General features: G+C 71.9%; 11 protein-coding genes. 7 read left to right on the plus strand and 4 right to left on the minus strand.

All coding sequences use genetic code 11. The features are described 5' to 3' along the window. The first annotated feature begins 72 nt into the window (after window positions 1–72). A complete protein-coding gene (locus tag EV375_RS17480; protein WP_130300252.1) occupies window positions 73–906 on the plus strand; it encodes a Scr1 family TA system antitoxin-like transcriptional regulator in 834 nt (277 codons plus the stop codon). Continuing rightward, window positions 903–1,118, plus strand: coding sequence for a DUF397 domain-containing protein (locus tag EV375_RS17485; protein WP_130300253.1), 216 nt, complete (start codon window positions 903–905; stop codon window positions 1,116–1,118). The genes EV375_RS17480 and EV375_RS17485 overlap by 4 nt, the downstream gene beginning before the upstream one ends. Here EV375_RS17485 and EV375_RS17490 read toward each other — a convergent pair. From EV375_RS17490 to glgC, 3 genes are all read right to left on the minus strand, one after another. Beyond that, on the minus strand, window positions 1,090–2,733 hold the full coding sequence (locus EV375_RS17490) for a sodium:solute symporter family transporter (RefSeq protein WP_130300254.1): 1,644 nt from the start codon (window positions 2,731–2,733) through the stop codon (window positions 1,090–1,092). The genes EV375_RS17485 and EV375_RS17490 overlap by 29 nt on opposite strands. Next, a complete protein-coding gene (locus EV375_RS17495) occupies window positions 2,730–3,176 on the minus strand; it encodes a DUF485 domain-containing protein (RefSeq protein ID WP_130300255.1) in 447 nt (148 codons plus the stop codon). Before EV375_RS17495 ends, EV375_RS17490 begins: the two co-directional genes overlap by 4 nt. A 446-nt stretch (window positions 3,177–3,622) precedes the next feature. After that, a complete protein-coding gene (gene glgC, locus EV375_RS17500; protein WP_130300256.1) occupies window positions 3,623–4,843 on the minus strand; it encodes a glucose-1-phosphate adenylyltransferase in 1,221 nt (406 codons plus the stop codon). Between the two features lie 490 nt (window positions 4,844–5,333). On the opposite strand from glgC, the gene EV375_RS17505 reads away from it, so the two are divergent. From EV375_RS17505 to EV375_RS17515, 3 genes are all read left to right on the plus strand, one after another. After that, on the plus strand, window positions 5,334–6,185 hold the full coding sequence (locus EV375_RS17505; RefSeq protein WP_130300257.1) for a response regulator transcription factor: 852 nt from the start codon (window positions 5,334–5,336) through the stop codon (window positions 6,183–6,185). 121 nt (window positions 6,186–6,306) lie between these two features. Next, window positions 6,307–7,857 (plus strand): sensor histidine kinase, encoded by a 1,551-nt coding sequence (locus tag EV375_RS17510; protein WP_130301922.1) that lies wholly within the window; start codon window positions 6,307–6,309, stop codon window positions 7,855–7,857. Between the two features lie 60 nt (window positions 7,858–7,917). Continuing rightward, entirely contained in the window at window positions 7,918–8,442 is a 525-nt protein-coding gene (locus EV375_RS17515) for a hypothetical protein (RefSeq protein WP_207228151.1), read from the plus strand. Window positions 8,443–8,677: 235 nt separating this feature from the next. Here EV375_RS17515 and EV375_RS17520 read toward each other — a convergent pair whose 3' ends face one another. Next, complete coding sequence (locus EV375_RS17520) at window positions 8,678–11,023, minus strand: terpene synthase family protein (protein ID WP_130301923.1); 2,346 nt, start codon at window positions 11,021–11,023, stop codon at window positions 8,678–8,680. A 442-nt stretch (window positions 11,024–11,465) separates the two neighbouring features. On the opposite strand from EV375_RS17520, the gene EV375_RS17525 reads away from it, so the two are divergent. Further along, complete coding sequence (locus EV375_RS17525) at window positions 11,466–12,560, plus strand: tetratricopeptide repeat protein (protein ID WP_130300258.1); 1,095 nt, start codon at window positions 11,466–11,468, stop codon at window positions 12,558–12,560. A gap of 402 nt (window positions 12,561–12,962) precedes the next feature. Continuing rightward, window positions 12,963–14,144 carry an acyltransferase family protein gene (locus EV375_RS17530; protein WP_130300259.1) on the plus strand — a complete coding sequence of 394 codons (1,182 nt, stop codon included), beginning with the start codon at window positions 12,963–12,965 and terminating at the stop codon, window positions 14,142–14,144. The last annotated feature ends 304 nt before the right edge of the window (window positions 14,145–14,448 follow it).

Raw genomic sequence — 14,448 nt, forward strand, 5'->3', positions numbered from 1 at the left:
ACGGCTACGCTGAGTAGGGGATCCGACCCAGCAAGCGATCTGCACGACAGCCGTACGACAGGGGAACCGGCCGTGACCCAGCCCAAGGAACTCGACCCCTACACCTCGCCACGCGCCTTCTACGGCGCGGAACTTCGCCGTCTGCGCGAGCAAGCCGGGATGTCGCAGGAGCAGTTGGGCGAGCGCGTCTTCTGCTCCGGCACGTATGTGGGGCAGTTCGAATCAGCAGTGCGCCGCCCGCAGACGGACGTCTCCAAGCTCTTCGACGACGTCCTGGAAAGCGGCGAGCACATCCAGCGCCTGTGCAGGCTCGCCCGACGGTCCAAACACCCCGACTACTTCGCGGACGCGGCGGAGTTGGAGAAGCTCGCCACCACCATCAGCGAGTACGCACCGATGCTCGTGCCCGGGCTGCTTCAGACGGAGGCGTACGCGCGGGCGTTGACGCGGGCGGCGCAGACTTTCGCCGCCGACGACGAGATCGAAGGGCATGTGACCGCTCGGATGGAACGGGCGCGCCTCCTCGACCACCCAACAGCGCCCGAGTTGTGGGTCGTCCTCCACGAAGCAGCTCTTCGAGTCCCTGTCGGTGGTGCAGCAGTGATGGCCCAGCAGCTGGAGCGGCTTGCCGGTATGGGTCGGGGCCACCACCGCGTCGTGGTTCAGGTGATGCCGTTCGCGGCCGGTGCACCTGCCTTCCTCAACGGGACGGTCATCAACATGACCTTTGCGGACTCGCCCGCCGTGACGTACACGGAGAGCGCGTACGCGGGTCAACTCATCGACGAGCCAGCGCTGGTGAGGCAATACAGCAAGGCATACGATCTGGTCAGGGCCGCCGCGTTGTCACCGGAGGCGTCCCTGGCACACATCCAGTCGGTCGCGGAGGACTACGCGAAACCATGAGCAGCTCACCTGAACTGGGCACGGCCGCCTGGCGCAAGTCGTCCTACAGCAACGGCGACGGCGGGGCCTGCCTCGAAGTCGCCGACGGATTCGGCGGTGTGATGCCCGTCCGCGACAGCAAGGTCCCGGACGGGCCCGCGCTCGTGTTCCCCACGGGGAGCTGGGCCACCTTTGTGGCCGCCCTCAAGGGCGACGCGCTCCGGCGCCGCTGAGCAAGTCCAAGTCCTCGGAGGCGACGGCCTGTTGGGCGTCCTGCGCAGCGGGCTCGGGCCGTGGTTGACGGGTGAGGCGCGTGCCCGCCCAGGCGAGCAGGAACGCGAGCGGGACGCTCACCAGTCCCGGCGAGTAGAGCGGGAAGACGGCCCAGTCCTCGTCCGGGAAGACGGAGTCCGGGCTGCCGGAGACCGCCGGTGAGACCGCGAGCAGCGTCAGGGTGACGAGCGTGCCCCCGTACACGCACCAGCGCAGCCCCCGCAGGGTGAAGTCCCGCCAGAGCAGGGCGCATCCGAGGGCGGGGAGTACGACGGTGGCGGCCTCGGTGTAGGTGAGGACGAGCCAGAACTGCGCGTCGGCGGCGCGTCCGAAGACCGCAAGCGCGATGCAGGCGGCGCCGACGGCGACGAGCGCGGTCCGCGCGCGCAGGGGGCGGTGCGGGGCGACCCGGCCCGCCGGGGCGTGCCGTTGGCGCCCCATGTCGTGGACGATCGCGGCGGAGCCCGCCAGCAGCAGCACCGAAGCGGACGCGAGCACGGTCAGGAACGCCGCGCAGGCGATGAACGTGAGCAACGTGACCGGGCCGTCGGGGCTGTCGGGGTCGCTCCCGTCGAGTGCCGCGGCGAGCAGCAGCAGGTTGTTGCCGCCGCGCGGGCCCGCGTCGTCGAGTCGATCCGCTCCGGCGAGCGCCTGCAGCCCGTAGCCGATGACCGCGACCGCGACGCAGATCAGGCAGATCGCGGCGACGGCCCAACTGCTCGCGCGGCGGGCGCTTTCGGCCGTACGGCTCGTGGAGAGGCGCATCACCAGGTGCGGCAGGAACGCCGTGCCGAGGAGCACGGTGACGGCGAGGCTGAGGGTGTCGAGACGTCCGGCGATGTCGGTGCCGAAAAGCTGCCCGGGGGCAAGGTAGGCCTCTCCGGCTCCGCTGCGCTGCGCGGCCTGCGAGAGCACCTGGCCGTAGTCCCAGTCGTAGCGGGCCAGCAGCAACGCGGCCAGCAGCGGCGCGATGAGCAGGAAACCGGTGGCCTTGACGATCTGGAGCAGCGTGGAGCCCCGTACGCCCCCGATGGCGGCGCAGGAGAGGATGAGAACTCCGACCAGCGCGATCCCGGCCATCTCGCCGTGCTCGCCCGGCAGTCCCATCAGCGCGGCGGTGATCCGGCCGACGGGGACGAGCTGCGCGACGAGCAGCGGGACGGAGACGACGAGCGTCGCGACGCCGGCGGCGCGGCGGGCGGGACCTGCGGGCAGCCGGCGGGAGAGCACGTCTCCGAGTGACCAGCCGGGCCCGGCGGGCAGGCGTTCGGCGAGCCATATCTTCATCAGGACGGGCGAGAGGGCCGTGGCGGCGACGACGAGGATGCCGTCGTGGCTGCCGACGGCGACGATGCCGCAGAGGTAGAGGACGCCGGCCGCGGAGACGAAGTCACCCGTGAAGGCCATCCCCTGGCGCAGGGGGCGTGGGCCGCCCCGGGGGCCCTGGGGCGCGAAGAAGTCGTCCATGCCCTCGTGCAGGTCGGGGCTGGTCAGCATGGAGATGAAGAGGCAGCCCGCGAGGAAGACGAGGAAGAGGGAGATCGCCAGGGCACGGTCGTCGGCGAGTGAGCTCACGTGGTCGCCCTCGCCGCGCCGCGCGCGCTGTGCGTCCGGCCGCCGCCGAAGGCGCGGGAGGAGTCGAAGGCGTTGAAGGCGCCGGTCTGCTCCCGGGGCTCCGGGGCCTCGGCGCGGCCCGTCCACAGACCTTGGAACTCGGCTGCCTGTCCGGAGGGTTGGCGCCTCGCGACGCGCTGCGCGAGCGGTTCGACGTGCCGCCGGGCATGGCTGTCGTGGAGGAGCACCGCGACGGCGATGACCAGCACCTGTGCGGCGGCCGCCAGTTCGCCCACCCCGAAGCCGCCGAGGACGTGCAGGGACATCAGGCCGGGCAGCAGGCAGGAGGCGAGGGCGTGGAGCACGAAGACACCGAGGACGAGGCCGAGGCCCCGGCGCAGTTGGGTGCGGCGGGCGGCGGTCAGGGCCTGGCTGGAGGAGCCCGTGCGGTAGGCCGGCCGCATGGAATCCCGTCGGAGAAAGCCCGAACTCCCCTGGATCACACGGTCGTTGGGGCGACTCTGCGGCGCCCGGCGGTGGGGGTGTGAAGACATGCCGGGGCGACGGGCGAAGGTCAAAAGGTTCTCCAGCTGGTCATGGGGGGAGGGCAGCCTGAGACACCGGGACACGGGAGGCTGCAAGAGGCCGGTACTACCGGCAGTTACAGGAGTTTAGAGCCACGGATGGTGATCACGAAAGGGCTCTCGGTGAGGTGCTACGTGAAGGTAACGTGCGCGAGTGCTCACCCGGCGGGCACTCCCCTGACCAGCAACTCAGCGACACGACAAGGGACTTGACGCCGGTCCTGCCGGGCAGGCCGCCCGCCCCGGCCAGTCTCCGCCGGGGCCCGGTGTCGCCCCTGCCCGCACGAGGCCGCACAGGGCCCCGGCGGCCCCGGGGAAGCCGTCACTCACAGCCGCACATGCTGCCCCTTGCCCAGCGCCACGATGCCTTCGGCCGACACCGTGCAGTACTCGGCGTCGTGCTCGCTGTTGACGCCGACGGTCGCACCCTCGGGCACCACCACGTTCTTGTCGAGGATCGACTGCCGGACCACCGCGCCGCGGCCCACCCGTACGCCCGGAAGCAGCACGGCGCCCTGCACGACAGCGCCCTCCTCGACGACGACACCGGGCGCCAGGACCGAGCCGGTGACCTGACCGGCGATTATCGAACCCGTGCTGACCATCGACTCGCTGGCGATGCCGCCCGCCACGAACTTCGCGGGCGGCAGCTGCGCCTGGTTGGTGAAGATCGGCCAGGCACGGTTGTAGAGGTTGAACAGCGGCTCGGGCGAGATGAGGTCCATGTGGGCGTCGTAGTACGCGTCGAGGGTCCCGACGTCGCGCCAGTAGGCGTGGTCGCGTTCCCTTTCGCCGGGGACCTCGTTCTCGTCGAAGTCGTAGACCTGGGCCTGTCCGCGCTCGGTGAGCAGCGGCAGGATGCTGCCGCCCATGTCGTGGACGGAGTCATCGTCGTCCGCGTCGCGGCGCAGCGCGTCGAGGAGGACGTCGGTGGAGAAGACGTAGTTGCCCATCGAGGCGAACACGTGGTCCGGGTCGCCGGCCAGCACGGGCGGGTCCTCGGGCTTCTCCAGGAACTCCCTGACGCGGTCGCTCCCCTGCTCCGTGTTGATCACACCGAACGAACTCGCCTGGTCGCGCGGCACCTTGATGCCCGCGACCGTCACGCCCGCGCCGCCCGTGATGTGCTTGCGGAGCATCTGGCGCGGGTCCATGCGGTAGACGTGGTCGGCGCCGAAGACGACGACGTAGTCCGGCTGTTCGTCGTGGATGAGGTTGAGCGACTGGTAGATCGCGTCCGCGCTGCCGAGGAACCAGCGCGGCCCGAGCCGCTGCTGCGCGGGTACGGGCGTCACGTAGTCGCCCTGGAGGCTCGTGAGCCGCCATGTCGTCGAGATGTGCCGGTCGAGCGAGTGCGACTTGTACTGGGTGAGGACGGCGATGCGCGTGATCCCGCCGTTGACGAGGTTCGACAGTACGAAGTCGATCAACCGGTAGACGCCGCCGAAGGGCACCGCCGGCTTGGCGCGGTCAGCCGTGAGCGGCATCAGCCTCTTGCCCTCGCCGCCCGCCAGCACGATGCCCAGTACGCGCGGTCCTGCTGCCATCCCGAAACCTCCGCCGCCTGATCCTCCGGCCGTGCCCGCGCGCGGCCGCCGGTCACACCTCACCCGCCCCGGAGCCGGTGCCCGACTCGCTCACCGCACGCCGCGCGCTGCCTGCTCCGCGCTCCGCGCTCCGTCCGGTGGGCTTCCGGGGTCGGCCGGCCGGTCCGTGTCCCGTAAACCCCTTGTACGCACGATTGGGGAGCGGCAAACGTCGATCGGAGGGAAGGGCGTGACGAAGGGGGCTCGCGGGCCGGAAGGTGCGCACGCCAGACTGCGCTGAGAAGCGGCGCACGGCAGGCGGGCGGGCGGGAGGCGGAGGGGAAGCGATGAGGGGGGAGCGATGAGCGGGAACGCGGCCCCGGGCTCCGGTGCGGGACGAGTCGGTGCGGGACCAGCCGGGGCGGGACGACCCGGGGCGGGACGACCCGGGGCGGGACGACCCGGTGGAGCCCGGGCCTCCGGCGCGTCAGGGGTGCCCGGAGCGTCAGGGGTGCCCGGAGCGGACGGGCGGGCACGCGGGGCCGCCGGTCCGGTGGGCGGCGAGCGCGGACGGGTCCTGGTCGTCGACGACGACGCGGCGATCCGGCGATCCCTGAGCCGCGGCCTGCGGCTGAACGGCTTCGCCGTCGAACTGGCCGAGGGCGGGCGCACCGCCCTCGCGCTCATGCGGGCGCGGCCGGCCGACGTCGTCGTGCTCGACATCTCGATGCCCGATGTGAACGGAATCCAGGTGTGCCAGGCACTGCGTGACGGCGGCGACGACGTACCCGTGCTGATGCTCTCCGCGCTCGACGAGACCGCCGACCGCATCGCGGGCCTCCAGGCCGGTGGTGACGACTACCTGGTCAAACCGTTCGCGCTCCAGGAGCTGGTGCTGCGGCTGGACGCGCTGCTGCGCAGACGGGCGCCCGCCACGGGCCCGGCGGGGCACGCGGACGGCGGCGGGAGCGCGGGGGCCGGACCCGGGATTGGTCACGGAACCGGACCCCGAGCCGGAACCGGAACCGGAACCGGGCCGGATGCCGGTCCCGGCGCCGCCGAGGCCGTGCGCGTCGGCAGCCTCGTACTGAACCCGGCGACCCGCGAGGCTCACCGCGACGGCGAGCAACTGCCGTTGACCCGACGGGAGTTCGAACTTCTCCTCGTACTCGCCCGCAACGCCGGCATCGTCCTGACCAGGGACCAGCTGCTGGAGCGCGTCTGGGGCTACGACTTCGAGGTGCGCACGGACGCCGTCGACACCTTCGTCAGCTATCTGCGCCGCAAGACCGAGAGCGGTGGACGGCCGCGGCTGCTGCAGACCGTGCGGGGCGTCGGCTTCGTACTTCGCGAGGAGAAGTGAGAAGCCGCGAAGCGAAGCAGGAAGCACGCGCGGAGAAGCAGGAAAGCAGGAGCCGGGAAAGAAGGAACAAGGAGCCGGAAAGCAAGAAAGAGGGCAGGAAGCGAGGGGCAGGCCCGTGAAGATGAAGCTCTCCACACGCATCGCGCTGGCGGTCGGCCTGACCGTGCCGCTGCTCGTGCTCGCCTCCGGCTGGCTGCTGTTCGCGCTGGTCTCGCGCGACCTGCACGCCGAACAGGACGCACATCTGCGCGAACGCGCAGCCGTGGTGAAGAAGGACGCCCGGCGGCTGCTGCGCGTGACCGCGTCGGACAAGCCGCGCGCCGCACAGGTCCGGGAACGGCGGCTCTACGCGGCCGCGCTGGACGTGGGCATCCGCGTCGTCGGCCCGCAGAGCACGTTCTCCGGGGGTCCGCAGCCCGATGCCCGTACGCGCCTGCCCAAGGCCGCGCCGCGTCCCGTCACCGTGCGGGAGCGGGGCAGCGGCACGCCGGAGGGCATGCCGGGCAAGCGCAGGGTGGACAGCTGGCGAGTGCTCTCGGTGCCGGTGCAGGGCAGGCGGGCCGGAGTCGACGGGACGCTGTGGCTGTTCTCCCCCGACACCACCGGCAGGGACCGACTCGCCCTCGTGCGGCGGCGGGTGGTGGGCGTCGCGATCGTCGCCGCCCCCGTCTCCGCGCTGCTGGCGTGGGCCGCGGCCTCCCGCGCCAGCCGGCCGCTGCGCAGGCTGCAACGGCGCACCAGCGGACTGGACCCGCGCTCCGACACCTCGCGCCTCGAACACGCCCCGACGGGCATCACCGAGGTCGACGACCTCGCGGAGACGCTGCGCACGGTGCTGGCGCGCTACGACGAGCAAGCAGGACGCACGCAACAGGCCCTGGCCACGGCCCGCTCCTTCTCCTCGGCGGCCGCGCACGAACTGCGCACTCCCCTGATGAGCATGCAGACCAATCTGGAGATCCTCTCCGCACACCCCGAACTGGCGGGCCAGGACCGCGACGAGTTGCTGGAGGACCTGCGACGGGAGCACTCCCGGCTGCTGGGCCTGCTCGTGATGCTGCGGGAGCTGGGGCAGGGCGACCTCGTCGAGGCGGACGCGTTCGGGCCGCTGGACCTGGGCGAGGTGGCAGAGGCGGCCGTCGCGGACGCCCGGCGGCGTGACCGTACGGCGCCGGTGAGCCTCGCCGCCGCCGAACCCGGGCTGACAGTGCACGGGTGGGAGCCCGGTCTGCGCTCACTGCTCGACAACCTCATCGGCAACGCGCTGACGCACGGGCGCCGGCGCCGGGACGGCGGAGCGCCGGGCAGGGTCGAGGTGGCGGTGCGGCCGTACGCCTCGCCGGCCGGCCCCGTCGCGATCCTCACCGTCGACGACGAGGGGCCGGGCATCCCCGAGGAGCAGCGCTCGGCGGTCTTCCAGCGTTTCCGGCGCGGCGCTGACAGCGGCGGTTCGGGGCTCGGCCTGACGCTCGTCGCGCAGCAGGCGGCGCTGCACCGGGCGACGGTCGAAATACGGGAGCGGCCGGACGGCGGGGAGGGCACGCGCGTCGAGGTGCGCATCCCCCTGTCACCTCGCGAGGAGACCGCTGCCGGACCGCGCCTTCCGGAGCAGCGCGACTGGCTGATCGGAACGGCACCCGGATCACAGGGAATTCACAAAGACGGCCTCTAACGTCCGGGACCGCGCGGGCGATCCGCACTCGTGCCGTTCCGACAAGGAGGAGAGTCCGTCATGAGGAAAACGAAGAGCACCGTCGTCGCCCTGTCCACCGTCGCGGCGCTGGTCGCGACGGGCGGCGCCGCCGCGGCCGTCGCCGGCAGCGACGCGAGTCCGGTGTCCGCCGACACCTCGCAGTCGCAGGCACAGACGCAGGCGCAGAGCGCGAAGGACCACAAGGACCGCCACCACAAGGCCAAGAAGCGGCTGGCGAAGCACGCGCCGAAGGGCGACGGGTCGAAGGCCCTGTGCAAGCGCGCCCCGAAGATCGACAAGCGGATCGACCGCGTCCAGAACCGGCTCGACGGGGGTCTGCGCACGCGCGGGTCCATCGACCGCCTGGAGAAGCGCATCGAGAACGCGAAGGCCGCCGGCCACGGCGTCATCGCCGACTTCCTGGGCGACCGGCTCGACGACCGCCGCGAACTCAAGGTCAGGCTGAAGGATCGCGAGGAGGGCCTGAAGAAGGTCCGCGCCTGGTGTGCCACTCAGGACGACGGCAAGAGCGAGAAGAACAGCAGCGGCGAGAGCGACAGCTGACGCCCGGACCGGGGGCAGGCGCCCGTCCACGCCACGGGGGGCGGACGGGCGCCTGCCCCCGGCACCGTCGCGGACGCACGCCAGATTCGTTCTCAGCGCATCTGAGCCGGCCGCAGCCCTTCATGGGTCACGGGGACAACGCTCGGGCCGGGCCCGGGCCTTGTGACGGCGAGGACCCGGATGCTCCGGTACGACAGCGTGGCCGGGCCCGCCGGGCGGGCCTCGGGCGACACGACTAGCGCCCGCGGCGGCCTGCCGCCTGGGGGATGCGCGCCGCCGAGGTGCCGAGCCCCGTCGGGGTGCCCGGGCGGCCCAGCGGTCCGTGGGCCTGCCGGAGGTCCTCCTCGCGGTAGCGGCGGCAGCCCTCGTGCCAGACCTTGATGCCCGACAGCCAGTTCTCCAGGTCCTCCACGTAGGAGGCGAGGGTGCGGCGCGCATCGTCGTCGAGCCCGAAGTCGTCGCAGAGCACGGGAAGTTCATGGGCCACCACGTGCTGGAACTGACGCATCCGCGAGGTCAGCAGATCGTGGACGATGCCGAGTGCCTCCGGGTAACCGCAGTCGAAGAAGTTCTGCACGACGAGGATGCCGTTGTGGATCTCGCCCTCGTACTCGATCTCCTTCTGGTACGAGAAGACGTCGTTGAGCAGGGCCGCGTAGTCGGCCGCGGCGTTCTCCAGGGAACGCATGGGACCGCTGCGGTACACCTCCGGCGGGATGCTCTCGCTGTGCGCCAGGCGGCACAGGCTCATCGTCAGGTCCGAGCCGAAGGTCAGGCGGCGCGTCTCGATGTAGTCGACGGGGTCGGGGATGCGGTTCTGTGCCTGGTTGGCCAGTTCCCACAGCCAGCTTCCCGTCATGTCCTCGACGGCCCGGCGCAGGGTGCGGCGGGCGTCCGGGGCCATCGGTCCTGCCGTACGGGCCCACAGGTCGGCGAGGGCGCGTTCCAGCGCGGTGGCCGGCGGCGGCGTCGCGCACGGGTCGTCGAGCGGCATGAACGCGGCGAGCCGCTCGGTGGCGGCCCTGGCGCCGGCAAGGTCACGGGGGCGTCCGTAGACGACGGGGTAGTAGTCGTCGCCGTACGTGCCCCAGGCCAACCAGGCGGAGCTCAGGTCGAGTTCGTCGGGCGAGGCGTCGGGGTGGATGCCGGCGGCGCACAGCGGCAGATCGATGTCGGTCAGCCGGCGCTGATCCCACACGTGCGAGAAGGGGACTCCGGGCTGCGGCTGGAGGATGCCCGTCCGGTGGGCCCACTCGACGACGTTGTGCCGGGCACGCTCCAGATGCGGGCTGAGCCGTGCCGTGAACGGCATGCAGAACTCCGGCAGTCGGGAGGGCCCCACCCGTTCGTACGGGATGTGGGTGAAGCTGCGGGCGCGGGCCGACTCGGCCCGCGGGGTGGTGCGCACGCTGCTCGCCGTGAGCGGCCCGGCCGCCGAGGTGCCCAGCGGTGGCGCCGCGCCCGGTCCGGACGCCGGCGTGCCCAGCCCGGTCGGCCGCAGCCACGGCTCGGGCAGCGGGCGGGGCGGCCCGGGCAGCAGCGTGCTGCCGCCCGTGGCACTGCCGCCCGCCGCACCGCCGCTGCCCACCGCACCCGTTCCGGCTCCGGCTCCGGCTCCGGCTCCGGCGTCGTTCATGTAGCGGCTGGAGCGCATGTGCCACTCGTGGCCGCCCGACTGCCAGTCCTGAAGCCCCTTGACGTACGCGAGCACACCCGCGCACGCCTGCGGATCGAGCCCCGACTCGGCGCAGAGCGGCGCGAGTTCGGTCAGCGCCGTGTTCTCGAACTGCTGGAGCCGCGAGGTCAGCAGGTCGTTGACGGCGTCGGCCGCCTCCTGCGTGGTGCACCCGAGGAAGCGCTCGAGCACGAGCACGCCGTTGCTGTTCTCCCCCTCGTCCTCGACCTCCCGCTGGTACGAGAAGAGGTCGTTGCGCAGATGGACGGCGTCGGAGAAGGCGTCGCGCAGCACGCGCATCGGCCGTGACGCGGCGATCGCCGCGGGCACTTCGGCGCCCGTCACGTACTCGACGAGCCCGGCGGACCAGGGCGCGCCGCCGACCTTGCGCCGCATCTCGATGTACTCGACGGGGTTGGGTACGCGGTGCGCGCCGATGTTGGACAGCTCCCACAGGGACTCGCGCAGCAGGTTCTCCGTGCTCTCCGCGAACCGTGCCCGCCAGCCGTCCGGCATGCGTGGCACCGTACGGGCCCACAGGTCCGCGAGGCCCGCCTCGACGGGGTTCTCCGGCTCGGGCATCGCGGCGGAGCGGTCCGCGGGCATGAACCGGGCGAGCCTGTCGAGGTGTTGCTTGCCGCCCTCACGGTCGGGGGTCCGCTTGAACTTCTCCAGGAAGTGGTCGTCGAAGAAGAAGACCCACACGTACCAGTCGGTGACGAGGCAGAGGTCTTCGGCGGGGGCGTCGGGATGTGTGCAGGCGCACAGCAGCGCGTAGTCGTGGGCTTCGAGGTCGCGCAGGTCCCAGATGCCGGAGCCCTCCAGCATCCCCATCCCGCGTGCCCACGCGGTGGAGTGCTTCCGTGCGAGGTCCAGATGCGGGTTGAGCCGCGCCGGATACGGCATGTAGAAGTCCGGCAGTTCGAAGGGGTTGCCCGCTGCTGTCACTGATCCGCCCCGGCCTTTCTCACGTGGTCTCCCGCGCCGTACGAGGCTGTACGAGGCGGCACGGCACCCTGCCGGAACGGCACGCCAAAGCCCCTGAGGCCCGGCTGCCGTGCGCCGCCGCGGCCGCCCCCGCCCCCGCCCCCGGTCGGGCTCAGCACTACCCGACGCCCCGGTGCCCTATCCATGACGGAAAACAGTCATATGAGCCCACGTACTGCTGCTGAAGGGAGTGCCAGAGCAGTCGACAGTTCCCGCCTCAACACCCGTGCCCCGCTTCGGAATTCACTTCCGCACCACTCAACCCGTCCGCCCCGCAGCGCGTCTATGCACGCGATGTATACACCCTGTGCATAGCAGGGACCACGATCAGGCCCCGCACGGGACCGTGGAAGGGACGGGCATGTACGGCAAGGCATTCGCGCCCGAGTACCAGGGCACCCTCGAGTCGCTGTCGGTCAACTCCTCGCTCGCGGACGTACTCGTCCGCGCGACCGAGCAGTTGCGCACCGCCGAACGGGAAGGCACCCGGCAGGATGCGGCACGCTGCCGGCTCGCCGTCGCCGAGGCGCACCGGCGGCTCGGCAACACGGTCGAGGCGGACCGGGCGTGGAAGGCGAGCTACCGGACGGCCCGCGGCGCCGGTGACGCGGGCGCGATGGCCTGGGCGGCATGGAGCGGAGGCACCCTCGCCCGCCAGCGCGGCGCGATGCCGCTCGCCCGCAGACTGCTCGCCCTCTCCGCCGAACTGGCCGAGCGCGGCGGCGACTTGCTCGCCCGCGGCTACGCTCTCGCCGGCCTGGCGGAGACCGGCCGCATCCAGGGCGACTACGAGGCCGTCGACGCGCTGCACGAGCAACTGCTAGCCGAGGCACGCGAACGCGGCGAGTCCCGCCACATGGTGTGGGCGCTGGAGGGCATAGCGCAGATGCGGCGCAACACCGGCGCCCACGACTCCGCGCTGGCGATGTTCGAGGAGGCGGCGGCGATCGCCGAGGCGTCGGACGACCGGCGCGGCCGCGCATGGGCGCTCCGCGGCGTCGCCGACATCGTCTCCCTGCGCGACGGCGACACGGAGCGCGCGCTCGCGCTGCTCTCCGAGGCCGCCGGGCTGTGCCGCGCCATGGACCTCGCGAGCGCGCTCGCCTACAACCACAAGATGCGCGGCAACGTCCTCTACCGGGCCCGCCGTTACGCCGAGGCCCGCGTGATGTACGAGCGGGCGCGGTCGGAGTTCCTCGCCATCGGCGAGCCGAGGGGCGAGGCGCTGGCGCGTCTGGGGCTGGTCAAGTCGCTCTCACGGCTCGGCCGTGAGTCCGCCCTCACCTCCGCCGACCTCGACGAGCTGCGACGCGCCCTGGAGGCGATCGGACTGCGTCACGCACGCCGGCTGACGGACGACGCCCGCAGGGAGCTCGGCCTCGCACCCGCCGCGACCGACGGCGCGGCACAGGAGCCGGAGGACGGGAACCCGGCGGACCCGGCGGTGGCCGCCTGAGGCGAACCCCCGAGGAGTGCTTCGGGCCGGGACGTCCGAGCGGTATCCGAGCGGCAAGAGCATCGGCGGGGACGGGGGAGCAAGGGACGGACGGACGCAGCCGCGCAGAACGGGGAGGCACGGAACCGGCGTTCGTGGGAACACGTATTCCATGACTCTGACACGAGTGCGACGAACCCCCGAACTCCGGAAGAGACGCACCCGGCCCGTCCCCGTCCGCCCCTTCCACGATCCGGCCGGCAACGCGAAAACTGACGCGACAGAACCTTCGCCGCGTCAGAATCCGTCCTGGCAGGGCGAATTTGCGAGCTCAGGCAGCACCATTACAGTGAAGCCGATGCTCCTCCGCTCCCCCCTCACCGCTCCGGCCCGCTTTCCCGCACGGCCTCCCAGGGAGGTCCCGTGAGACAGGAACTCCACCCGGGCACCGCTGCCCGAACGCCCCTCCCCCCGGCCGAAGGCGCCGTAACCTCCCGTCCGGAGGGCGGCGAGAAACGGCACGGGCCGGAAGGCGGCCGGCCTCCCCAACCGGCCGCGCCGAAACAGCCGAAGCAGAAGCAGCGCGACCCGTACTTCGACAACGCCAAGTACCTGGCGATCGTGCTCGTCGCGCTCGGCCACTCCTGGGAGCCGCTGCGGGACGGCTCGCGTGCCGCGGGTGCCCTCTACATCTTCGTCTACACCTTCCACATGCCGGCGTTCATGGTGATCTCCGGTTACTTCTCACGCAGCTTCCAGGGCAAACCGCACCAGCTCAAGCGGCTGTTGACGGGCGTGGCCGTGCCGTACGTCCTCTTCGAGGTCGCCTACACCTTCTTCAAGCGCTGGGCGGACGACGACCCCTCGTACCCGATCAGCCTGCTCGACCCCTGGTATCTGACCTGGTTCCTGGGCGCGTTGTTCATCTGGCGCCTGACGACGCCGCTGTGGAAGACGGTGCGCTGGCCCGTCGCGCTCGCCCTTGCGGTCGCCGTCCTCGCGTCCGTCTCGCCCGACATCGGCGACGACATGGACCTTCAACGCGTGCTGCAGTTCCTGCCGTTCTTCGTCATCGGACTCTTCCTCAAGCCCGAGCACTTCGACCTGGTGCGCGGCCGCCGGGCACGACTGCTGTCGCTGCCCGTACTGGCCGTGGCGCTGGTCGTGGCGTACTGGGCGGTCGAGCGCATGAACGCCGCGTGGTTCTACCACTACAACAGCGCCCAGGAGATGGGCGCCCCGTGGTGGATCGGCGTCATCATGACCTTCGCGCTCTTCGGCTGCTCCATGGTGCTCACCGCGTGCTTCCTGGCGTGGGTCCCGCGCCGCAACCTGTGGTTCACGGCCCTGGGCGCCGGCACGCTGTACGGCTACCTGCTCCACGGCTTCGTCGCCAAGGGGTCCCGCTTCGGGGACTGGTACGAAGTCGACTGGGTGCACACGCCGTTGGGCGCGATCGGCGTGACCTGCATCGCGGCCGCGCTGATCACCGCGCTGTGCACACCGCCGGTCCAGCGGGTCTTCCGCTTCGCGATGGAGCCGAAGATGAAGTGGGCCTTCAAGGAGGACGCGGCTGCGGCCGCCCGCACGCGCGCGAAAACCTGACGCGGCGGCGGACGGACACAACCACCCGAGGCCCGTGGAGCGCAGACCGCGCCACGGGCCTCGTCCGTCAGCGGGGGCGCCGGGACGCCGGGAGGCCGGGACGCCGGGACGCCGGGACGCTGCCCGGAGGACCAGGGCCGCACGGCCGTCTGCGGGACGCGTGCGGGACGCGTGCGGGACGCGTCCCGCTGCCGGTGCTGCGGCCCGGAGCAGGAGCGCGGGGCGCGTCCGTCCGGCCCTACGGGCGACGCAGCGGATCAGGGCCAAGTGCCGCACATGCGTTCCCTGTTGGCGCCGCGCCCGC

It is taken from the genome of Streptomyces sp. CNZ301 (assembly GCF_004217425.1).

Coding starts and splice junctions, on each gene's coding strand:
- EV375_RS17485 (WP_130300253.1), top strand. CDS start 903: ATGAGCAGCTCACCTGAACTGGGCACGGCCGCCTGGCGCAAGTCGTCC.
- EV375_RS17495 (WP_130300255.1), bottom strand. CDS start 3,176: ATGCGGCCGGCCTACCGCACGGGCTCCTCCAGCCAGGCCCTGACCGCC.
- glgC (WP_130300256.1), bottom strand. CDS start 4,843: ATGGCAGCAGGACCGCGCGTACTGGGCATCGTGCTGGCGGGCGGCGAG.
- EV375_RS17510 (WP_130301922.1), top strand. CDS start 6,307: ATGAAGCTCTCCACACGCATCGCGCTGGCGGTCGGCCTGACCGTGCCG.
- EV375_RS17515 (WP_207228151.1), top strand. CDS start 7,918: ATGAGGAAAACGAAGAGCACCGTCGTCGCCCTGTCCACCGTCGCGGCG.
- EV375_RS17520 (WP_130301923.1), bottom strand. CDS start 11,023: ATGCCGTATCCGGCGCGGCTCAACCCGCATCTGGACCTCGCACGGAAG.
- EV375_RS17525 (WP_130300258.1), top strand. CDS start 11,466: ATGTACGGCAAGGCATTCGCGCCCGAGTACCAGGGCACCCTCGAGTCG.